The sequence below is a fragment of the Sphaerisporangium sp. NPDC049002 genome (genome assembly GCF_040649355.1).
Lineage (GTDB): Bacteria > Actinomycetota > Actinomycetes > Streptosporangiales > Streptosporangiaceae > Sphaerisporangium.
This window is the reverse complement of sequence record NZ_JBEZFH010000026.1, coordinates 1-20354: the sequence shown is the minus strand read 5'-3', so window position 1 is coordinate 20354 and position 20354 is coordinate 1. Positions and strand designations below refer to the sequence as shown.

The 20354-nt window shown below is 72.2% G+C and carries 21 protein-coding genes; 9 read left to right on the top strand and 12 right to left on the bottom strand.

Going from position 1 to position 20354, the window contains the following annotated elements:
* Positions 1–110 precede the first annotated feature (110 nt).
* The 5 genes from AB0B89_RS08530 (at position 111) to AB0B89_RS08510 (ending at position 4483) form a co-directional block, all read left to right on the top strand.
* Positions 111–482, top strand: a complete 372-nt coding sequence (locus tag AB0B89_RS08530) for a hypothetical protein (RefSeq protein WP_358550018.1) — start codon at positions 111–113, stop codon at positions 480–482.
* Between the two features lie 529 nt (positions 483–1011).
* A complete protein-coding gene (locus tag AB0B89_RS08525; protein WP_358550016.1) occupies positions 1012–1500 on the top strand; it encodes a TraR/DksA C4-type zinc finger protein in 489 nt (162 codons plus the stop codon).
* 92 nt (positions 1501–1592) lie between these two features.
* The gene (locus AB0B89_RS08520; RefSeq protein ID WP_358550014.1) at positions 1593–1934 is read left to right on the top strand and encodes a TraR/DksA C4-type zinc finger protein; all 342 of its coding nucleotides are present in this window, start codon (positions 1593–1595) and stop codon (positions 1932–1934) included.
* Positions 1935–2096: 162 nt separating this feature from the next.
* Positions 2097–2828, top strand: a complete 732-nt coding sequence (locus AB0B89_RS08515) for an LppX_LprAFG lipoprotein (protein ID WP_358550012.1) — start codon at positions 2097–2099, stop codon at positions 2826–2828.
* A gap of 101 nt (positions 2829–2929) precedes the next feature.
* Positions 2930–4483 carry an MFS transporter gene (locus AB0B89_RS08510; protein ID WP_358550010.1) on the top strand — a complete coding sequence of 518 codons (1554 nt, stop codon included), beginning with the start codon at positions 2930–2932 and terminating at the stop codon, positions 4481–4483.
* Between the two features lie 110 nt (positions 4484–4593).
* Here AB0B89_RS08510 and der read toward each other — a convergent pair whose 3' ends face one another.
* The 11 genes from der to AB0B89_RS08455 form a co-directional block, all read right to left on the bottom strand.
* Positions 4594–6045 (bottom strand): ribosome biogenesis GTPase Der, encoded by a 1452-nt coding sequence (gene der, locus AB0B89_RS08505; protein WP_358550008.1) that lies wholly within the window; start codon positions 6043–6045, stop codon positions 4594–4596.
* Positions 6046–6103: 58 nt separating this feature from the next.
* Positions 6104–6739 carry a (d)CMP kinase gene (gene cmk / locus AB0B89_RS08500; RefSeq protein ID WP_358550081.1) on the bottom strand — a complete coding sequence of 212 codons (636 nt, stop codon included), beginning with the start codon at positions 6737–6739 and terminating at the stop codon, positions 6104–6106.
* A gap of 100 nt (positions 6740–6839) precedes the next feature.
* Entirely contained in the window at positions 6840–7934 is a 1095-nt protein-coding gene (locus AB0B89_RS08495; RefSeq protein ID WP_358550006.1) for a prephenate dehydrogenase, read from the bottom strand.
* Complete coding sequence (gene aroH, locus AB0B89_RS08490; RefSeq protein ID WP_358550004.1) at positions 7931–8290, bottom strand: chorismate mutase; 360 nt, start codon at positions 8288–8290, stop codon at positions 7931–7933. Before aroH ends, AB0B89_RS08495 begins: the two co-directional genes overlap by 4 nt.
* Before the next feature lie 49 nt (positions 8291–8339).
* Positions 8340–10262, bottom strand: coding sequence for a pseudouridine synthase (locus tag AB0B89_RS08485; protein ID WP_358550002.1), 1923 nt, complete (start codon positions 10260–10262; stop codon positions 8340–8342).
* Positions 10259–10837, bottom strand: coding sequence for an SMC-Scp complex subunit ScpB (gene scpB, locus AB0B89_RS08480; protein WP_358550000.1), 579 nt, complete (start codon positions 10835–10837; stop codon positions 10259–10261). The genes AB0B89_RS08485 and scpB overlap by 4 nt, the downstream gene beginning before the upstream one ends.
* Positions 10827–11747 (bottom strand): segregation/condensation protein A, encoded by a 921-nt coding sequence (locus AB0B89_RS08475; RefSeq protein WP_358550079.1) that lies wholly within the window; start codon positions 11745–11747, stop codon positions 10827–10829. Before AB0B89_RS08475 ends, scpB begins: the two co-directional genes overlap by 11 nt.
* 17 nt (positions 11748–11764) lie before the next feature.
* Positions 11765–12526 (bottom strand): AAA family ATPase, encoded by a 762-nt coding sequence (locus AB0B89_RS08470; RefSeq protein ID WP_358550077.1) that lies wholly within the window; start codon positions 12524–12526, stop codon positions 11765–11767.
* Between the two features lie 255 nt (positions 12527–12781).
* Entirely contained in the window at positions 12782–13687 is a 906-nt protein-coding gene (locus AB0B89_RS08465) for a site-specific tyrosine recombinase XerD (RefSeq protein WP_358549998.1), read from the bottom strand.
* Positions 13688–13729: 42 nt separating this feature from the next.
* Complete coding sequence (locus AB0B89_RS08460) at positions 13730–14386, bottom strand: NUDIX hydrolase (RefSeq protein ID WP_358549996.1); 657 nt, start codon at positions 14384–14386, stop codon at positions 13730–13732.
* Positions 14383–16053: a CTP synthase gene (locus tag AB0B89_RS08455; RefSeq protein WP_358549994.1), complete on the bottom strand. Its 1671-nt coding sequence runs from the start codon at positions 16051–16053 to the stop codon at positions 14383–14385. Before AB0B89_RS08455 ends, AB0B89_RS08460 begins: the two co-directional genes overlap by 4 nt.
* A 155-nt stretch (positions 16054–16208) precedes the next feature.
* On the opposite strand from AB0B89_RS08455, the gene AB0B89_RS08450 reads away from it, so the two are divergent.
* The 3 genes from AB0B89_RS08450 to AB0B89_RS08440 all read left to right on the top strand — a co-directional run bounded on the left by AB0B89_RS08450 (position 16209) and on the right by AB0B89_RS08440 (position 18966).
* Entirely contained in the window at positions 16209–16898 is a 690-nt protein-coding gene (locus AB0B89_RS08450; RefSeq protein WP_358549992.1) for an acyltransferase, read from the top strand.
* Positions 16899–17094: 196 nt separating this feature from the next.
* Positions 17095–18243: a nitronate monooxygenase gene (locus AB0B89_RS08445; protein ID WP_358549990.1), complete on the top strand. Its 1149-nt coding sequence runs from the start codon at positions 17095–17097 to the stop codon at positions 18241–18243.
* Positions 18244–18363: 120 nt separating this feature from the next.
* Positions 18364–18966 (top strand): DUF4126 domain-containing protein, encoded by a 603-nt coding sequence (locus tag AB0B89_RS08440; RefSeq protein ID WP_358549988.1) that lies wholly within the window; start codon positions 18364–18366, stop codon positions 18964–18966.
* An 11-nt stretch (positions 18967–18977) separates the two neighbouring features.
* Here the strand turns inward: AB0B89_RS08440 and AB0B89_RS08435 are convergent, their stop codons facing one another.
* Positions 18978–20009: a LacI family DNA-binding transcriptional regulator gene (locus tag AB0B89_RS08435; protein WP_358549986.1), complete on the bottom strand. Its 1032-nt coding sequence runs from the start codon at positions 20007–20009 to the stop codon at positions 18978–18980.
* Positions 20010–20149: 140 nt separating this feature from the next.
* On the opposite strand from AB0B89_RS08435, the gene AB0B89_RS08430 reads away from it, so the two are divergent.
* Positions 20150–20354: hypothetical protein (locus AB0B89_RS08430; protein WP_358549984.1), on the top strand; the 205-nt coding region annotated here is incomplete at its 3' end.

The window sequence follows — 20354 nt, the reverse complement described above, 5'->3', positions numbered from 1 at the left end:
GCTGTGAAGCCGTACCCGGTGGGGGCTTCCGTAGCGGTGGTTCACGGGGGCTCATCGGGCAGTAGAGCGGGCATGTGCTCTTTTCCGCGGGCTGGGCTATGGTCGGCTCCATGGCGACCTGGGGGCGTAGCGCGCACGGGTCCACCGCCTTCACATCGGTGGTGGGCCTGCTCCTGCTTGCCCTGGCCCTCGTCGCCTCCACCCCGGCCTGGTACGAGAACGACCCCGGTGCCGAGCCTTCCGGCGTCGCCACCGACGTGTGGGCGCCCACGGGCTGGATCGTGGAGACATCGACCACGCCGCCGATGTCGTACCCCGGCCTGGAGCACCCGCCCGCCCACTGGCTTCGCCAGGCGCCGGCGCCCGATGCGGGCGCACCCGCGTCGCTCCTCGTCCCCGTGTGGCCCGATCCGGGCGCGATCCGCAGTCCCCAGCAGACGGCTCATCGCACCGCGGGCTCCCGCAGCCCGCCCCAGGCCTAGCCGGAGCCGGTTCTTCCGCTCACACGGCCCAGTCACACGGCCCAGCCGGATCCGCGACCACGGACTCGTCCTTGCGGACACGCCCCGGATACGCCCGCACGCGCCCGGACACCCCGGATATGCACGGACACGCACGGCGCGACCTGCCGACCGCGTGCCCGTAGCTCGATGCGCGGCAGCGCACCGACGCTCCGGCCGTGGGCCGGGGCTGGGCGCGCGTAGGCGCATGAGTCACCCCGTACCCGATCAGGTGTACGGCGGGAAGACCGCGCCCAGACCCGGTGAGGCCGTACGGCGGTGCAGGAAAGGCCGCGTCCAGCCCTGAGCCCCGGTACCGGGTTCCGGGTTCCGGCTACCGGGCTCCGGGCTCCGGGCTCCGGGCTCCGGCTCATCGTGAAAGTCCTACGGGCCCGCGTGGTCACGCGAGGTCCGCACCCATACCCCGGCTCGCGCCGTGCCGCGCGCGGGGCCTCGTCAGGCCCCGCGCGGGCGGGCGCCGCCCACCCATCGAGTGAGGAGTCATGCCGTCATGGCCGAGATCAAGTCAGTGCACAGCCTCATGGAGGACTACCAGCGGCACGTCACCCGGCTGGAGGAACTCCGCCAACTGCTGGAGGAACGGCTCGTCGTGGCCAGAGCCGAGCTCCACCGGCTCAGCGAGCAGCGGGCCGGGCACAGGGGAACCTTCGCCTCGGCCCCCGGAGGCGCACCCGGCGGCTCCGGAAACGCCCCGAGCGGCTCCGGAAACGCGCCGAGCGACTTGGGAAAGGCCCCGAGCGGGTCCGGGAAGGCCCTGTACGATCACGGCGGCTCCGGGGACGGTGCGGGTGGGTCCCTCCGGCAGGTACGCCTGCACGTCATCGAGATCGAGTCCGCGATCGAGCGGATGGACCGAGGGCTTTACGGCACCTGCAAGCAGTGTGGAGCGTTCATCCCGCTGAAGGAGCTGTTGCGCGCTCCGCATGAGCAGCGGTGCGCCGCCTGTGCCGACGCCGAACGCACTCGGTCGACGGCATGAAGGCCACCGGCGGCCACGCGAGCACCGGTCGTCAGGCCGCCCTCGACGGGCTTCCCTCAGCGGTACGACCTTCCCGAAAGGGGTCAGGAACCATGAAGGCCGACGAGGAGAGGACCCGGCTCAGCCGGCTGCAGGTCCGCGTTCTCCGGGAGGAGATGGAGACGCAACTGGTGTGGCGGACCACCCAGCTGAGCGATCTGAAGGGCTCGATCGAGAACGGCGACGTGCAGGACATCTCGCGGCAGGAGGTGCTCGCCGACATCGCCGCCACCGGCCGCGTCATCGCGGAGATCCGGCGCAGCCTGGACAAGGTGGACGACGGAACCTACGGCCGGTGCGCCGGCTGCGGGTCGGGCATCCCGTTCGACCGGTTGAAGATCAGGCCGCTCAGCCGGTACTGCATGGCCTGCCAGCTCCGGCACGAGTCCCGCTGACCGCCCCGGGCTCACCCGCCGGCCCACCAGGCCGAGGCCATGCCCACCGCCCCTGACCCGCCTGCCCGCCCCACCCCGGACGGCGGGCGGGCCAGGGGCGACCCCAAACCGATACCTGCGAAAACCGCTGTCGTCAGGCCCCCGATCGCTAGCATCCGGGCTGTGTCGAAAAGGTCGCTCACCTATTGGTCGCCCCGTCCGCGCGTGCCCGGTGCCCGTGCGCCGTGGATCGTGGCGCAGTTCCTCCTGTCGTTGTGCCTGGTCGCCGCGTGCGCCTCGTCTCCGGACGCCGCCGCCTTGCCCAGCGGGCAGGATCTCGTCAGGAAATCCTCGGAGGCGATGCGGTCGGTGCGGACCGTCGCCTTCACGATCGCGACCGAAGGCAAGCCTCCCGTCCCGGTCAAGCACGCCGAGGGCTCCTTGACCAGGGAGGCTGACGCCAAGGGCACGCTCCAGATCGACGTCCTCGGTAACCTTCAGGAGCTCGACTTCGTCCTCACGGGCGACACCGTGTACTTCAAGGGTCCCACCGGCGGATACCAGACGATGACCCGCGAGGAACTGGCCGGCATCTACGACCCGTCGGCCATCCTCAACCCCGACAAGGGGGTCGCGCACCTGCTCGCCACCGCGTCCGACCCGAGGGCCGAGGCCGAGGAGCAGATCGGCGGCGCGGACGCCTACCGGGTCGCGGTGAACCTGTCGCAGCAGGCCATCGCCACGCTGGTGCCGGGCGTGAACCAGGGGGTGAACGGCCAGGTGTGGATCGACAAGGCGACGAACCGCCTGCTCAAGGCGGGCCTGCCCATAGGCGGCGGCACCAACGCGGGCACGGTCGTCGTCACCTTCAGCGACTACGACGCCCCGGTCACGATCACCGCCCCGCCGAAGTGACCCGATGACCACCCCTTCCCGTCTCGATGACCGCCGGAGCGAGCCGGCGCCGCCCCACCACGATCACCGCCCACGTCCTTCCGAGCCGGCGAGGTGAGCCTGTGACCACCCCGTCCCATCCCGTCGCGGGAACCACGTCCGCCGGGCCGTCCGCGCCCGGTCCCGGCGCCACCCGCCGGGTGGCACTGGGCGTCGGGGGCACCGCCGTGCTGCTGGCCGCGCTGGACGCGTACGTCGTCGTCACCGTCCTGATCGACATCGCCAAGGACGTGGGGGTGCCGCTCAACCATCTCGAACGGGCGACACCGGTCGTCACCGGCTTCCTGCTCGGCTACATCGCGGCGATGCCCCTGCTCGGGCAGCTCTCCGACCGGTACGGGCGGCGCCCGCTGATCCACGCGTGCCTGGCCGGGTTCGCGGCGGGCTCGGCGGTGACGGCGCTCGCCGGGTCGATCCCGATGCTGACGGCCGGCCGTACGCTCCAGGGGATCGCCGGCGGGGCGCTGCTGCCGATCACCATGGCCCTGGTCGGCGACCTGTGGGACGAGCACGCCCGCCCGGTGGCCCTCGGAGCGGTCGGGGCCGCACAGGAGCTGGGAAGCGTTCTGGGCCCGCTGTACGGCGCTGGGCTCGCCGCCCTGGTCGGATGGCGCGGGATCTTCTGGGTGAACCTCCCGCTCGCCCTCCTCGCGGCGATCGCCGTCCACCGCACGGTGCCTCCCCCTGCCGCCAGGACCGGCCCCCGGGCGCGCGTCGACGTCGTGGGCGGGCTGCTGCTCGCGCTGGCGCTCGGCCTGCTCGTGGCCGGGCTGTACAACCCCGAGCCGGACAAGGCGGTCCTGCCCTCCTGGGGCGTGCCGGCCATCGCCGCCGGGGTGGTCGCCGCCGCGCTGTTCGTCGTGTGGGAGCTGCGCTCGACGACCCGCCTGCTGGACATGTCGGGCGTGCGGCGTGGCCCGTTCTTCGCCTCGCTCGCGGCGAGCTCCCTGACCGGTGCCGCGCTGCTCGTCACGCTGGTGGACGTGCAGCTCACGGCGCAGACGCTGCTCGGCAAGGACACCGTGGGCGGGGCACTGGTGCTGTCGAGGTTCCTGGTGGCACTCGCCGTCGCGGCGCTGGCCGGAGGCGTGCTGGCCCGCCGGTACGGCGAGCGCGTCGTCGCCGTGGCCGGACTGGTCGTGGCCTGCGCCGGCTACGCGCTGATCTCGCGATGGCCCGTCGGCCTGGCCGCCGCGGAGTACCCCCTCGGGCTCCCCCGGGTCGACGTCGACCTGGTCATCGCCGGTCTCGGGCTCGGCGCGGTGATCGCCCCGATCTCCTCGGCGGTGCTCCGCGTGACCCCCGCGGGACGGCACGGGGTGGCCTCGGCCGCGGTCGTCGTGGCCCGCATGATGGGCATGCTGCTCGGCGTCGCCGGGCTCTCGGCGTGGGGCTTCCACCGCTTCCAGTCGCTTACCGCGCACCTGGACACTCCGCTGCCGTTCGGCGTCGAGCCCGCGGAGTACGCCCGGCGCCTCGCCGCGTACACCGCCAAGGTCAGCGAGGCCCTGCACACGGAGTACACCGAGATCTTCCTGCTGACCGCCGTCCTGTGCGGCATCGCCGCCCTGACGGCCCTCGCCCTCCCCCGCCGCTCCGCCGAGAGCGCTGGGTAGGCGGGAGCCGTCGACCACCCCTCACACCCGACGGGACTCCGAAGCGTCCCGAAACGCCGCGGGACCCCATGGAGCAGCCATGGGGTCCCGCGGCGGGTCGTCGAGGGTGGTCACTTCTTCTTGGGGGCTCCGCGCTTCTCGCGGATGCGCATGGTCACCTCGACCGGGGAGCCGGCGAAGCCGAACTCCTCGCGGATGCGGCGCTCGATGAAGCGGCGGTAGGTCTCCTCAAGGAAGCCCGAGGTGAACAGCACGAACTTGGGCGGCTCGGTCGACGCCTGGGTGGCGAAGAGGATCTTCGGCTGCTTGCCGCTGCGGACCGGCGGGGGCGTGGCCGCCACCAGCTCCGACAGGAAGGTGTTCAACCGGCCCGTGGACACGCGCGTGCTCCAGGATTCCAGAGCGCGCTCGATCGCCGGGACGAGCCTTTCGACGTGCCGCCCGGTCTTGGCGGAGATGTTGACGCGCAGTGCCCACGGGACGCGGACGAGCTGGCGGTCGATCTCCTTCTCCAGGTAGTAGCGCCGGTCCTCGTCGACCAGGTCCCACTTGTTGAACGCGACCACCATCGAACGGCCCGACTCGATCACCATGCTGATGATGCGCAGGTCCTGCTCGGTGAGCACGTCGGAGGCGTCGATGAGCACCACGGCGACCTCGGACCGCTCCAGGGCGGCCTTGGTGCGCATGCCCGCGTAGAAGTCGGCCCCCTGGAGCTCTCGCTCGCGGCGCCTGATGCCCGCGGTGTCGACGAAGCGCCAGGGCTTGCCGCCGAGCTGGATCAGCTCGTCGACCGGGTCGCGGGTGGTGCCGGCCATCGGGTCGACCAGCACCCGCTCCTCGCCCGCCAGCTTGTTCAGCAGGGAGGACTTGCCGACGTTGGGCTTGCCGACCAGGGCGATGCGCCGGGGGCCCCGCTCGGCGCCGAAGCGCTGCGGCGGCGCCTCCGGCATGGCGTCCAGCAGGATGTCGAGCAGGTCACCGCTGGAACGGCCGTGCAGGGCCGAGACCGGCTGCGGCTCGCCCAGCCCGAGCGACCACAGCGACGTGGCCTCCAGCTCCATGCGCTGGTCGTCGACCTTGTTGGCGGCCAGCACGAGGGGCTTGCCCGAGCGCCGGAGCACCGCGGCCACAGTCTCGTCGGCGTCGGTGACCCCGACCGTCGCGTCCACGACGAAAAGGATCACGTCGGCCAGCTCGACCGCGATCTGCGCCTGCTCGGCGATGCGCAGGGCCATGCCGGTGGCATCGGGATCCCACCCGCCGGTGTCGACGATGGTGAACCTGCGGCCTCGCCAGGTGCCCTCGTACGTCACGCGGTCGCGGGTCACGCCCGGCACGTCCTCCACGACCGCCTCGCGGCGGCCGATGATGCGGTTGACCAGCGTGGACTTGCCCACGTTGGGACGCCCGACCACGGCCACCACAGGGAGCGGACCGAAGTCCGGCTCCTCCTCGGTGGCGACGCCGTCGTCCTCGAACTCCGCGATATGGGCCTCGATCCAGCCGCCCTCGTCGCCGTACTCCCCCGTCACGTCACGTCCGTTTCCATTTGTGCTCACTCTTCTCCAGCGGCTCGGCGGGACGGGACGTCCTGCGCCCGCCGCACGGCGTCACCGGTCAGGTGCGCTCTTTCACAAGTCTCAGGACCTCGGAGACGACCTCTTCGAGGTTGAGCTCCGTGGTGTCGAGCTCGATCGCGTCGGCCGCCATCACCAGAGGATCGGCCTTACGCGTCGAGTCCAGGGTGTCACGGCGGGCCATCTCGGCCTGCTGCGCCGCGACCGTCGTGCCGGTCAGCTCGGCGGTGCGGCGCCGGGCGCGGGCCTCGGGGCTCGCGGTGAGGTAGACCTTGACCGGCGCTGCGGGGGCCACGACCGTGCCGATGTCACGGCCCTCGACAACGATATCGCCCTCACCGATGATGGCGCGCTGCTCGGCGACCAGCCGGCTGCGGACCTCGGGGACGGCACTGACCGCGGAGACCGCGGAGGTGACCTCGTGGGTGCGGATCTGGACCGCCACGTCGACGCCGTCGACGGTGACGCCGGGAGCGTCGGGGTCGGTGCCGATGACGAGCACGGGCTCGGCGGCCCGGTCGGCGAGCGCCGCCGGGTCGGCCGGATCGACGCCGTGCTCCAGCATCCACCACGTGATCGCGCGGTACATCGCCCCGGTGTCCAGATAGCGGAACCCCAGCGCGCGCGCCACGCCGCGCGAGGCGCTCGACTTGCCCGACCCCGAAGGGCCGTCCATGGCGACGACCAGTGCGGTCACGGCATCTCCCTCTGCGTCCCGATTGAGTTGTCCGCAAAGAGGTTACCGGGAAACGTCCACCACCCGGGCATCGTCGCCCCTACGGGACGTGCCATCCGTGCTCGCGGAGGGCCGTGGCCAGAACCTCGGCCGACTCGGGCTCGACGGACAGCTCGGCGGCGCCCAGGAGCAGCCCGGGGGCGTGCTCCAGGCGGACGTCCTCGATGTTGACCCCGGCGTCCTTGGCCGCCTGGAACAGGCGGGCAAGCTCGCCCGGACGGTCGCCGACGAGGACCTGGACCACCGCGTACGACCCAGGGGGGCCGCCGTGCTTGCCGGGGATCCGGCTCTGGCCGGTGTTGCCCCGCCTGAGCAGCTCGGTGACCCCGCCGATGGCGGCGCCGTCGTCGACGGACACGGCGCGCAGGGCCGCCGCTGCGGCCGACAGATCGGTGGCGACCGCCTCCAGGATCTCGGCCACCGGGCGGGCGTTGCCCGACAGGATGACGGTCCACATGCCCGGGTCTCCCCCGGCGACGCGGGTGACGTCGCGCACCCCCGGCCCGGCGAGGCCGAGCGCGGTGTCGGAGGCCTCGGCCAGGCGGGCCGCCATGGCCGCCGCCGCCACATGCGGGGCGTGCGAGACCAGGGCGACCGCCTCGTCGTGGGCGACGGGATCCACCTGGACGGCGTTCCCCCCGCACAGCTTGATCAGGGACAGGACGGCCTCGACGGCCCGCGCCGAGGTCTCAGGCCCCGGGCAGTACGCCCAGGGGCGGCCGAGGAACACGTCGGGGCGCGCCGCGGCCGGGCCGGACCGTTCGCGACCGGCGAGCGGGTGCCCCGCGACGTAGGTGCTCATGTCGCAGCCGAGCTCGGCCGCCTGGGCGATGGGCAGCGCCTTGACGCTGGCCACGTCGGTGTAGAACCGGGCAGCCTCGGTCTTCTGCAGGTCGAGCAGCCACTGCGCCACGAACTGGGGCGGCACGGCGACCACGGCGAGATCGACGCGCTCGCCGCCTGGCGCCCACTCTTCACCCGCCCCGAGCTCCCGCGCCAGCACGACGGCCCGGGGGTCCTGGTCGGCGAGCTTGACCGTGACCCCGTGCCCCCGCAGGGCGAGGGCGACGGAGGTGCCGATCAGGCCGGTGCCGACGACCAGGACGCTCCGGATGCCGGTCGGTTCGTCGCTCACTGGGCGATGTCCACTCTCAGGGCGACGGCCCCGCGGAGGTACACGTGCTGGATCTCGTGGCGGGGCCGGTCGGTCTCCACGTGGGCCATCAGGCGCACCACGCGCGGCAGCGCGCCCGGGACGTCGATCTCGCTCGCGCAGATCAGCGGCACGTCGTGGAAGCCGAGCTTACGGGCGGCGAGCGCGGGGAACTCCGCGGTGAGGTCGGGCGTGGCCGTGAAGATCACGCTGATCACCTCGGCGGTGGTCAGGCGGTTACGCTCCATGACCTCGCTGACCAGCTCGGTCACCGCGACGAGGATCGCCTCCCGGTCGTTGGAGTCGATCTGGGTGGCACCCCGGATGGCCCGCACCATGTCATCCCCTTCTCACTGCCGCCCGGCCAGGCCCTGCTTTCCGGACAGATTACATTCCCACGACGGCGTAAAGGTCGCCGACCTCCTTGAGCGTGAGCGACCGCACCGTGCCCGGCTTGAGCCGGCCCAGCTTGACCGGCCCGAACTCGATGCGGGCCAGGTCGATCACGTTGTGACCTTCCTGCTCCAGCATCCGGCGGACGACGTGCTTGCGGCCCTCGTGGAGCACGATCTCGACCAGCGCCTGCTGGCCGTGCTCCTGGACGATCTTGAAGTCGTCGGCCTTGGCGACGCCGTCCTCCAGCTCGACACCGCTCTTGAGCCTGCGGGCGAGGTCACGCGGGATCGGCCCCGGCACCTTGGCCCAGTATTTCTTCTGCACGCCGAAGCTGGGGTGGGTGAGCCGGTGGGCCAGCTCGCCGTCGTTGGTCAGGATGATCAGGCCCTCGGTCTCGGTGTCGAGACGCCCGACGTGGAACAGCCGCTCGGTGCGGTCGGCCACGTAGTCGGACAGGGCGGGACGCCCCTCGGGGTCGGACATCGTGCTGACGACGCCGATCGGCTTGTTGATCGCGAAGTAGACGAGGTCGGGCGCGGTCGGGATGCGCTTGCCGTCGACATGGATGATCTGCTTGGCGGGGTCGACCCGGGCGCCGAACCTCCGCACGACCTGGCCGTCCACGGTGACGCGGCCCTCGCCGATCATCTCCTCGCACGTGCGGCGAGCCGCCACGCCGGCCTGGGCGAGCACCTTCTGCAGGCGGATGCCGTCGGGCACCTCGGTGGTGTCGCGCTCGTCGACGTAGTCGGACGGGAAGAAGTCGGGGTCGCGCAGCGGCTGGCGGGAGGTCTTGAACGCGCCCGCACGCTCGGGACGGTCCGCCTGGCCGCGCCCCGCGAAGCCTCCGCCCGCGGGGGCTCCACCGCGCGTCGCCTTGCCCCGGCCCGCCGGAGCTCCGCCGCGACCGGTCAGGCCACCCGGACGGCCCGCCTGTCCGCCCGTACGACCGGACTGGCCGCCCGTACGGCCAGGCTGTCCACCGGAACGGCCAGGCTGGCCGCCCGTACGGCCCGGCTCCGGACGCCCGTAGCGGCCACGGGAGGGACCTTCCACGCGCCCGATGGTCTGGACCTCGTCACGCCGGTCACGCCCCTCGTAGCCCCCACGGGAGCCGCCCCTGGAGTCGCCCTGGTAACGGCCCTCCTCGCGGCCCGGACGGTCGCGGCCGGTCTCGTCCCTGCCGTACCGCTCGCGGGAGCCGCCCCGGCCGGCGCGGAAGGAACCCCTGTCGTCCTCACGGGAGAAGGTGGGACGATCGCCACCGGAAGAGCCACCGCGGAACGACCCGCCACGGTCGCCACGGGAGGAACCCGCGCGGTCACCGCCGTACGATCCACCGCGGGCGGAACCGCCACGGTCGTCGCTGAAGGAGCCACGGCGGTCGCCGCCGGACGAGCCCGCGCGATCGTCGCGGAAGGAGCCGCGGCGGTCGTCGCCGCCGGGCCTGCCGAACCGTCCCCTGGAGCTCTGGGGAGCCGCTCCGGAGTCGCGGTAGCCGCCGCGGAAACCCTCGCGCGGGCGGAAGCCACGGTCGTCGCCACCGCTGGAGGCGCCGCGGTCGTAGGAGCCGCGGTCGGACGCGCCGCGGTCGTAAGAGCCACGCTCATAGGAGCCGCGCTCGGAAGCGCCGCGCTCGGAGGCGCCGCGCTCGTAAGAGCCGCGTTCGGACGCGCCGCGCCCGGAGGCGCCGGGCCGTTCGTCGGAGCGGAAGGCGTCGCGGCGGTCGCTCCCGCCGCGGGACCCTCCCCAGGAGCCGCCCTGAGCGCCTCCTCGCGGGCCTCCGGCGCCCCGGAAGCCGCCGGAGCCACCTCGGGACCCGGCACCTCCCCTCGCGCCTGAGGCACCGCCTGGGGCGCCGCCGCGTCCTCGACCGCGTCCATCACCGGACGGGGTACCACGCCTGTTGTTCACTTCGGTTGCTCCTCTAGGTTTTCCACGTCGTCGGGGAGGAACGGGGCGAGCGCGGGGAGCTCTTCGAGACTCCGCAGCCCCAGCCTCTCCAGGAAATACGAACTTGTGCGGTAGAGCACCGCCTGGCTCTCGGGGTCGGTGCCGGCCTCCTCGACCAGCCCGCGCGCCGTCAGGGTGCGCATGACGCCGTCGCTGTTGACGCCCCGTACGGCGGCGACCCTCGCCCTGCTCACCGGCTGGCGGTAGGCCACGACCGCGAGGGTCTCAAGAGCGGCCTGCGTCAGCCTGGTCTGCTGCCCGTCACGGACGAACCGCTCCACGAGGGCGGCGCATTCGGCCCGCGTGTACAACCGCCAGCCGCCGGCGACCTCCCGGAGATCGAAACCACGGCCCTGCGCGGTGTATTCCCCCGACAGGTCCGCCAGTGCCTCGGCGACCTCCCGCGAGGGGCGTTCGAGCACCTGGGCCAGGGTGACCTCGGCGACCGGCTCTTCGACCACCAGCAGGATCGCCTCCAGAGCCGCCCGCAGGCTCGGCTCGGGCTCGGCGGTCTCGCCCGTGTCCTCAGGACTCATCGGCTGCATCTTCGCTCTCTTGGCCGCCGGCGCCCGGTGGGCGCCGCCTGCTCTCATGGCCCTCCGGGATCTCGTCGCCCGGGGAGCCCTCGTCGTAGTCGTCGGCCACCGCGACGTCTCCGTCGTCGGCACCGGTCCAGGTCACGTGCAGATCCCCGAGCGGCTCGATCTGCTCGAAGGAGACCGCGGCCTCCCGGAAGAGCTCCAGGACGGCGAGGAAGCGTGCGATCACCTCGAAGGTGCCCGCACAGTCGGCGGTCAGGGCCCGGAACGTGGCCGTGCGCATGCGCCGGAGCCGTGCCACAAGGATAGCCGCTTGCTCGCGAACGTTGGCGACCGGCTGATAGATGTGGGCGGTGGAGACGGAGGGCGGGAGCTTCGGGGTGAAGACCCTTGCGGCGATGCGGGCCAGGCGATCGGGGCCGATGCCGAGCACCAGCTCGGGCAGCAGGCCGGCGAACCGGGGCTCCATCGGCACCACGCGGGGGAAGCGCAGCGCCTCCTCGGCCATGCGCCCGGCGAAGACCTTCGCCACCTCCTTGTAGGCCCGATATTGCAGGAGGCGGGCGAACAGCAGGTCACGGGCCTCCAGCAGCGCCAGGTCCTCCTCGTCCTCGACCTCGCCGGTGGGCAGCAGCCGGGCGGCCTTCAGGTCGAGCAGGGTGGCCGCGACGAGCAGGAAGTGGCTCGCCTGGTCGAGGTCCCATTCGGGGCCCATCGAGCGGATGTGGGCGATGAACTCGTCGGTCACCTGGTGCAGCGACACCTCGGTGATGTCGAGCTTGTGCTTGGAGATCAGCCCGAGCAGCAGGTCGAACGGACCCTCGAAGACCTCCAGGTGCACCTGGAAGGCATCGGGCCTGGCCTGGCCGGTCGCGGGCTGCTCGGTCACCGCCTCATTGTCGCGCACGCCGGGCGCGGTGGCGCTCAGTCGTCCTGCGACCACCGGGCGAGAACCTCACGGGCCAGCTCGCGGTAGGCGGTGGCGCCCATGGACGCCGGGTCGAACTGGGTGATCGGCTCCCCGGCCAGCGTGGCGTCGGGGAACCGCACGGTGCGGTTGATCACCGTGTGGAACACCTTGTCGCCGAAGCCCTGCATGATCGTGGCGAGGACCTCCCGCGCGTGGAGCGTGCGCGGGTCGTACATCGTGGCCAGGATGCCGTCGATCTCCAGGTTCTTGTTGAGCCGCTCCTGGACCTTGGTGATCGACTCCATCAGCAGGGCGACGCCGCGCAGCGCGAAGAACTCGCATTCGAGCGGCACCATCACACTGTGCGCGCAGGTCAGGGCGTTGACGGCCAGCAGGCCGAGCGACGGCTGGCAGTCGATGAGGCAGATGTCGTAGTGGGGAAGCAGCGGCTCCAGCGAACGCCCGAGGGCGTACTCCCTGGCCACCTCGTTGACGAGCCTGATCTCCGCGCCGGAGAGGAATATGTTGCTCGGCAGCAGGTCCATGCCTTCGACGCTGGTGCTGAGGAGCACGTCCTCGGCGGTGACGTCGGGCTCTTCCATGATCAGGTCGTAGACGGTCGACTCCAGCGGGCGGGGGTCGATGCCCAGCCCCACCGACAACGCGCCCTGCGGGTCGAAGTCGACCAGCAGCACCCTCTGGCCGCACTCGGCGAGCGAGGCCCCGAGGTTGATCGTCGTGGTGGTCTTGCCGACGCCGCCCTTCTGGTTGACCATCGCCACGACCCGCGCGGGGCCGTGCGTGGTGGGGGCCACCGGCTCAGGGAAGACAGGGCGCGGACGCCCGGTTGGACCCAGAATGCCCTCGTTCCTGGTTTCGCCCCAGGATGCGTCGGGCGCACCGGGGACCTCCCGGATAGAAGCGTCTGTGGTCGCAGTCACCAGTTGAACCTCCCTGACGGCCCCGAACCGGACCGTCCGGACGGACACTATGGGGTCGGCACGTATGCGGCAAGGCGACGCGCCCTAGAGCTATGAAGTTGGATGCCGAACCCGGGAATGGGCCGCCGCATATGCCTCACGGAGCCTGTCGACGCCGACCAGCGTGTAGACCTGGGTGGTCGCCACCGAGGCATGGCCGAGCAGTTCCTGGACAACCCTAACGTCAGCTCCCCCGTCGAGGAGGTGAGTTGCGAACGAATGGCGCAACATGTGCGGGGAAACCCCGGCGAGGCCCGCACGTTCCGCGGCGGACTGGAGCACCTCCCAGGCGCCCTGGCGGGTGAGGCGCCCGCCCCGGGCGTTCAGGAACAGGGCCGCCGTGCCGCGCCCGTGCGCGGAGATGAGCGGGCGCGCGCAGGCCAGGTACGCCCCGAGGGCCTCGCGGGCGAACCTGCCGAGGGGGACGACCCTCGCGCGCCCGCCCTTGCCCCGCAGCCGTACGTTCTCGGCCTCGACGTCCTCGACGGTGAGCCCGACGGCCTCGGAGATCCGCGCGCCCGTGCCGTACAGCACCTCCAGCAGGGCCCGGTTGCGGTGGGTGAGGGGCGCGTCCTCCGGGCCGGCGGCGGCGATGAGCCGCTCGACCTCGGCGACCCCGATGGCCTTCGGGAGATGGCGCAGCCTGCTGGGAGGGTGCACCTCGTGGGCGGGGTCGTGCGCCGTGACCCCCTCCCGCACCGCGAACCGGTGCAGACCGCGTACGGCCGAGACGGCCCAGGCGGCCCAACAGGCCACCAGGGCGGGATGGTGCTCGTCGCCCTCGCGCAGGGCCGTGAGGAACGCCAGGACGTCGCCCTCGGCCACGTCGCCGAGGGTCAGGCACCCGCGCGAGCGCAGGTAGCGGAGGTAGCGGCTGAGGTCACGCCGGTAGGAGGCGAGCGTGTTGGCCGCCAGCCCTCGCTCCACCGAGAGGTGGGCGAGGTATCCGGCGAGCACGGCCTCGGTGTCGGCGTAGGGGCTCAGGACGGGGACCTCCTGTCAGGCCTCCTCGGCGTCGGCGGGACGCAGGGCGGCGAAACCGTCCGACAAAGCGGCGTACGCGGCGAGAATACCCGCGACGGCCGGTGAATTGTGGATCATTCCCGCCAGCGCCCTGTTCACCCCTTCTGCCAGGGGTATCCACACAACCGGCATGTCGACCTCCTCGTGCCGCCGCACGAAGCCGTTCTCCTCTTCGGGGATCTCCGAGAGGTCGCGGGCGAGGAAGACGCGGATGCGCTCGTCGGCCATCCCCGGCGAGGTGTAGATGTCGAGCAGGGTGTGCCAGGTGGCCGCCCGGTAGCCCGCCTCCTCGGCCAGCTCGCGCGCGGCGCAGTCGACCAGCGGCTCGCCGGGGACGTCGCGGATGCCGGCCGGCAGCTCCCACAGCATCCTGCGGACCGGATGGCGGTACTGCCGCAGCAGGAGCACCCGGTCCTCCTCGTCGAGCGCCACCACGGCGACCGAGCCGGGATGGACCACGTAGTCGCGGTCGGCGACCTCGTCCCTCGGCATGCGCACGGTGTCGGTGCGCACCGAGATCACGTAGGCCTCGAACCGCTCCTTGGAGTCGAGGACCTCCCAGGACGCCGGCACGTCGTGGACGTCGTCCACGGTCAGCCCCAGGGCCGCGGGTCCCTGCCCGCCGCCGCTCACGCGCCCCTCCCGGCCTTGGTGGCGCTCTCCCGCACGTCGGCGTACGTCAGAGCGGCCTCGATGAGGCCGCTGAACAGCGGGTGCGCCCGGGTCGGGCGGGAGCGGAACTCCGGGTGCGCCTGGGTGCCCACGAAGAACGGGTGGATGCCGGTGTCCAGCTCGGCGTACTCGACCAGGCGGCCGTCGGGAGACAGGCCGGAGAAGACCATGCCGACCTCCTCCAGCCGCTCGCGGTAGGCGTTGCCGACCTCGTAGCGGTGGCGGTGGCGCTCGTCGGCGCTCCCGCTGCCGTACAGCCGCCGCACGATCGAGCCCTCGGCGAGCCTGGCGGGGTAGAGGCCGAGCCGCATGGTGCCGCCCATGTCGCGCTCGCCCGCCACGACGTCCTCCTGGTCGGCCATGGTGGAGATCACCGGGTCGGCCGTCTCCGGGTCGAACTCGGTGCTGTTGGCCTGCTCGACGCCGGCCAGGTTGCGGGCGGCCTCGATGACCATGCACTGCATGCCGAGGCAGATGCCGAGCAGCGGGATCCGCCGCTCGCGGGCGTGCCGGATCGCGCCGAGCTTCCCCTCGATGCCCCGGACCCCGAACCCGCCGGGGACGAGCACGCCGTCGACGCCGTCGAGCTCGCGGGCGGCGCCCTCGCCGGTCTCGCAGTCGTCGCTCTTGACCCAGCGGATGTTGACACGGGCGTCGCAGGCGAAGCCGCCCGCGCGCAGCGCCTCGGTGACCGACAGGTACGCGTCGGGCAGGTCGATGTACTTGCCGACCAGCGCGATCGTGACCTCCTTGGCCGGGCGGTGCACCCGGCGCAGGAGCTGGTCCCACTCGTGCCAGTCGACGTCGCGGAAGGGCAGGCCGAGGCGCCTTATGACGTACGCGTCCAGGCCCTCGGAGTGCAGCACCTTGGGGATGTCGTAGATGCTGGGGGCGTCGATCGCCGAGACCACCGCGTCCTCGTCGACGTCGCACATCAGGCTGATCTTGCGCTTGAGCGAGGTGGTGATGGGCCGGTCGGAGCGGCAGACGATGGCGTCCGGCTGGATGCCGATGCTGCGCAGGGCGGCGACCGAGTGCTGGGTGGGCTTGGTCTTCAGCTCGCCGCTCGGGCCGATGTAGGGCAGGAGCGAGACGTGCAGGAAGAAGACGTTGTCGCGGCCGACCTCGTGGCGGACCTGGCGGACCGCCTCCAGGAACGGCAGCGACTCGATGTCTCCGACGGTGCCGCCGACCTCGGTGATGACCACGTCCACGTCGGGGCCGGCCATGCCGCGGATGCGGTCCTTGATCTCGTTGGTGATGTGGGGGATCACCTGCACGGTGTCGCCGAGGTACTCGCCGCGCCGCTCTTTGGCGATGACGTTCGAGTAGACCTGGCCGGTGGTGACGTTGGCCGAGCCGTGCAGCTCGGTGTCGAGGAATCGCTCGTAGTGGCCGACGTCGAGGTCGGTCTCGGCTCCGTCGTCTGTGACGAACACCTCACCGTGCTGGAACGGGTTCATCGTCCCAGGGTCGACGTTGAGGTAGGGGTCCAGCTTCTGCATGGTGACCCGCAGGCCGCGAAGCTTCAGCAGGCGCCCCAGGCTGGAGGCTGTGAGCCCCTTGCCGAGACTGGAGGCGACGCCTCCGGTGACGAACAGATGCTTGGTGTTTGCGGCGCTGCGCAAGGAGGGTCTCCCGTGGTCCGTTGTGATCGTGGCCGTCCCGACGGGCGACCCCGTGTCCACGGGCTCTCAGAATATCAAAGGACGCTTGCGAAGTGCCCGAACATCCCCCGGGCGTCCGTTCCCAGCATCCTAACCACGGAGTAACTTTTCCGGTTATGTCACCCCGTGATGCACTACGCCGGATATTCGGCTGCCTGATCCACCGTGTCTGGGCCGCGATCCGCGCGACCGGCGCGGTCACCCCCAAGTCTCCGGCCGGGTACCGGTTCCGCCGTCTCGGCGAGGGTACCTGCCTGGCCTTCCCCCAAGGAGCGATCTTCGGAGAGGCGTGGATCGAGATCGGCGACCACACGCTGGTCGGCGAGCGCGTCTCCATCTCGGCGGGGATGGGACCGGGCGTCGACCTCGGCCCGGACTCCATCGTCCGCATCGGCGGGGGCTGCTCGATCGGCAGGGGCAGCCACATCGTGGGCCACCAGTCCATCGACATCGGCGACGACGTCTTCACGGGGCCCTACGTCTACATCACCGACCAGAACCACGTCTACGACGATCCCGAGATGCCGATCGGCCGCCAGTGGCCGCGCAACAACCCGGTGTCCATCGGCGCGGGCTCCTGGCTCGGCGCCGGCGCGATCATCCTGCCGGGCACGCGGATCGGCAGGCAGTCCGTCGTCGCGGGCGGCGCCGTCGTGCGCGGGGAGTTCCCCGACCACTGCGTCATCGCCGGCGTGCCTGCGAAGATCGTCCGCCGGTACTCCCCGGAGGACGGCTGGCACGTCTCCCCCGCCGCCGGTGAGCCGAGCGCCCTTGGAGCGCTCCTACCGGGGGCGTGCCCGTCCTGAGCCCTCCCGCCGGCCGGCCGTCCGGAACCCGGCCGTCCGGTGCTTGGCTGTCCGGCGCTTGGCTGTCCGGCGCTGGACTGTCCCGTGCTTGGCTGTCCGCAACCCGGCCGTCCGGTGCTTGGCTGTCCGGTGCTGGACAGGCGCCGCCGCCGCCGGTGATCTGGACCGCGCCGCGCCCGGCGGCTACGGTCACGACATGCGGACGCCGATCTGTGAGAGGTTCGGGGCCGAGTTCCCTCTGTTCGCGTTCAGCCACTGCCGGGACGTGGTCGCGGCGGTCACCAACGCGGGCGGGGTCGGCGTGCTGGGCGCGGTCGCCTACTCCCCCGAGCAGCTCGACCGCGAGCTCTCCTGGCTCGACAGGCAGGTGCGCGGCCGGCCGTACGGCGTGGACGTGCTGGTGCCGGGGAAGATCGACCGGTCGGTCGCCGAGCCCGGAGCCCGGCTCCTCGACTTCATCCCCGAGGTCCACCGCGACTTCGTCGCCCACCTGTTCTCCAAGTACGGGGTGAGCTCGGACAAGAGGTTCAAGGCGGGGCAGGCCGGCCCGCCCGGCGCCAAGGCCGACGAGATCGGGCGCAGGGTCACGCACTCGGGCGCCACAGGGCTCATCGACGTCGCCCTCAAGCACCCCGTCGGCCTGATCGCCAGCGCGCTCGGCACGCCGCCCCCCGTCATGGCCGGCAAGGCGCGGGCCGCGGGCGTCCCGGTGGCCGCGCTGGTCGGCACGGTGGAGCACGCCCGGCGCCAGGTGGCCGCCGGGGCCGATCTGATCGTCGCCCAGGGCACAGAGGCGGGCGGTCACACCGGAGAGGTCTCCACGATGGTGCTGGTCCCCCAGGTCGTCGACGCGGTGGCGCCCGTCCCCGTGCTCGCGGCCGGCGGCATCGCGAGCGGGCGGCAGATGGCCGCGGCCATGGCCCTCGGCGCCGAGGGCGTGTGGTGCGGCTCGGTCTGGCTCACCACGGAGGAGGCCGAGACGCCCCCGGTCCTCAAGCGCAAGATGCTCGGCGCCACCTCGCTCGACACCGTGCGCTCCCGGTCCCGTACGGGCAAGCCGGCCAGGCAACTGGCGTCGGCCTGGACCACCGAGTGGGAGGAGGCCCCCGAGAGCCCGGGGGCGCTGCCGATGCCGCTGCAGATGCTGCTCGCCGAGGGCGCGCTCGCCCGCATCGCCGAGGCGGCCGAGAGCGGCGAGCCGGGCGCCCGCGAGCTGGCGAGCTACTTCGTCGGCCAGGTGGTCGGCCAGCTCAACCAGGTCAAACCGGCTCGCCAGGTCGTCTACGAGATGATCGAGGAGTTCACCTCGGCGGTCGAACGCGTGAGCGGGATCACCCGATCCTGATTGTTCCGGGGAACGCGGGGCAGCCGCTCCTTCGTCTTCCTTGTCAGGATGCGTCAGAACGTGTCGCGACACTTCGGGACGCTTCAGGACGCTTCAGAACGCAAGGACTGTGGAGGTGCGATGCTCGCGGCGCTGACCGGCCTCGGGCTGTCCACGGCGGCGGGGCTCAACGCCTACATCCCGCTGCTCGTGGTCGGGCTCCTGGCCAACTTCACCGACGTCGTACGGCTGCCGCAGGACTACGCGTGGCTGACCAACGGCTGGGTGATCGCGATCATCGGCGTGCTCCTGCTCGCCGAGGTCGTGCTCGACAAGGTGCCGGTCGTCGACCACGTCAACGACATGATCCAGACGGCGGTGCGCCCGGCCGCGGGCGGCGTGGTCTTCAGTGCCACGCAGGCGGCCTCGCAGCTCGACCACTCCACCTGGATGAGCCACAACCCCTGGGTGAGCTGGGTGCTCGGCATCGGCGTGGCGCTCGCCGTGCACGTCATGAAGGCCTCGGCCCGGCCCGTCGTCAACGTCTCGACGGCCGGGGTCGGCGCTCCTGTCGTCAGCTCCATGGAGGACGCCGGGTCGCTCGGCATGAGCCTGGTCGCCGTCTTCTTCCCCGTGCTGGTGATCGTCGCGCTGGTCCTGCTGGCCGTGCCCGCCTGGTGGGCGATCCGCGCGCTGCGCAGGCGCCGCGCCCGCCGCCGGGAACGTCTCCCCCAGCCCACCTGACGCGGCGCCCGCTAGCGGGCGGTCGACGCCCGTACGTGCAGTTGCGCGGGGACGACGACCGGCCCCGGGGTCTCGTCGCCGTTGAGGCGGGCGATGAGCAGCTCGACGGCGGCTCTGCCCGTCTCCTCCGGGGCGAGGTCGAGCGCGGTGATCGCGGGCTGGGCCAGGCGGGTCTGCTGCGCGTCCGAGCCGGCCGCGAGCAGCAGGTCGCCGGGCACCGCCACCTCCAGCCGCCGCGCCTCGGCCAGGACTCCGGCGGCATGGCGGCCGGTCTGGCAGTAGATCGCGTCGGGCCGCCTCCGTTTGCCCGTCAGCAGCCGCCGGGCCGCGTCGAGCCCGCCCTCCTCGCCCGCCGCCTCGGGGACGTGCAGCACCCTCGCCGGCATCCGGCGGCGCCGCGCCCAGGCGCGGTAGGCCCTTTCGGAGTCGACGTTCCACGCGTTGTCGTCGGTGCCGGCCAGCAGGGCGATGTCCCGCGCGCCGCGCGCCGCCAGCAGGTCGAGCATGCGCTCGGTCTCCACCGTGTCGTCGGGGCCGACCCAGTCGGTGAACCCCGGCCGCCCGGGATCGCGCCCCACGGTCACGACCGGCACGGCCGCGGAAAGGAGCCGGGTGAGGACCGTGTCATCGCGTAACGGGTCGCCGATGACGTAGCCGTCGACGCCGTGGGCGGCCTGGGGGACGTCCGCCCGGGTCATGTCGGGCACGAGCATGAGCCCGAGGCCGTGGTCCAGGGCGGTCACCGCCGCCGCGCCGGCGAAGCGCACGAAGTAGTCGACGCCCACCGGCAGGTACGACCCGATGGCGTCGAGCGGGCGCATGTCGAGGGCCAGCACGCCGGTGCGCCCCCGGCGCAGGCCGCGGGCCATGGGATGGGCGCGGTAGGCCAGGCGGTCGGCGACGGCGAGGACGCGCTGCCGCGTGGCCTCCGACGCGGTCCCCTTGCCGTTCAGCGCGTGGGACACCGTCGTGACGGAGACGCCCGCCTCGCGGGCGACGTCTCTGATCGTCGCGCGCGCCACTCGGGATTCCTGGTCCGGCATAGGGACAGAGTAGAGCGCGATCGGGCCGTCCAAAACCTTTTACTAAAACGTTTTGTGCTGTAGCGTCGCCGCTTACCGCGCCGAAAGAGCCACGTACAGGCGCATATATGGACAAACTCCCGCAGTGTTCGGAGGATCAGATGCGTATCCGTGTGGCGGCGTCCCTTGCCGTCTCGCTCAGCCTCGGGCTCGCCGCGTGCAGCGGCGGGACGACCGCTCCGGCCGTCGACGAGCACAAGCTCGACGAACTCCTCGTCGCGACCCCCGCCGCCCAGGGGGAACTGGACAAGGCCAGCTGGAACCTGCCCTTCGGCGAGCCCGCGTCGCTCGATCCGATCAAGGCGT

Bases quoted from the DNA above. Each gene is read 5' to 3' on its own strand.
- AB0B89_RS08530 (WP_358550018.1), top strand. From the start codon at position 111: ATGGCGACCTGGGGGCGTAGCGCGCACGGGTCCACCGCCTTCACATCG.
- AB0B89_RS08525 (WP_358550016.1), top strand. From the start codon at position 1,012: ATGGCCGAGATCAAGTCAGTGCACAGCCTCATGGAGGACTACCAGCGG.
- AB0B89_RS08520 (WP_358550014.1), top strand. From the start codon at position 1,593: ATGAAGGCCGACGAGGAGAGGACCCGGCTCAGCCGGCTGCAGGTCCGC.
- cmk (WP_358550081.1), bottom strand. From the start codon at position 6,739: ATGGACGGCCCTTCGGGGTCGGGCAAGTCGAGCGCCTCGCGCGGCGTG.
- aroH (WP_358550004.1), bottom strand. From the start codon at position 8,290: ATGGTGCGGGCCATCCGGGGTGCCACCCAGATCGACTCCAACGACCGG.
- scpB (WP_358550000.1), bottom strand. From the start codon at position 10,837: ATGAGTCCTGAGGACACGGGCGAGACCGCCGAGCCCGAGCCGAGCCTG.
- AB0B89_RS08470 (WP_358550077.1), bottom strand. From the start codon at position 12,526: ATGGTCAACCAGAAGGGCGGCGTCGGCAAGACCACCACGACGATCAAC.
- AB0B89_RS08450 (WP_358549992.1), top strand. From the start codon at position 16,209: ATGTCACCCCGTGATGCACTACGCCGGATATTCGGCTGCCTGATCCAC.
- AB0B89_RS08445 (WP_358549990.1), top strand. From the start codon at position 17,095: ATGCGGACGCCGATCTGTGAGAGGTTCGGGGCCGAGTTCCCTCTGTTC.
- AB0B89_RS08440 (WP_358549988.1), top strand. From the start codon at position 18,364: ATGCTCGCGGCGCTGACCGGCCTCGGGCTGTCCACGGCGGCGGGGCTC.
- AB0B89_RS08435 (WP_358549986.1), bottom strand. From the start codon at position 20,009: ATGCCGGACCAGGAATCCCGAGTGGCGCGCGCGACGATCAGAGACGTC.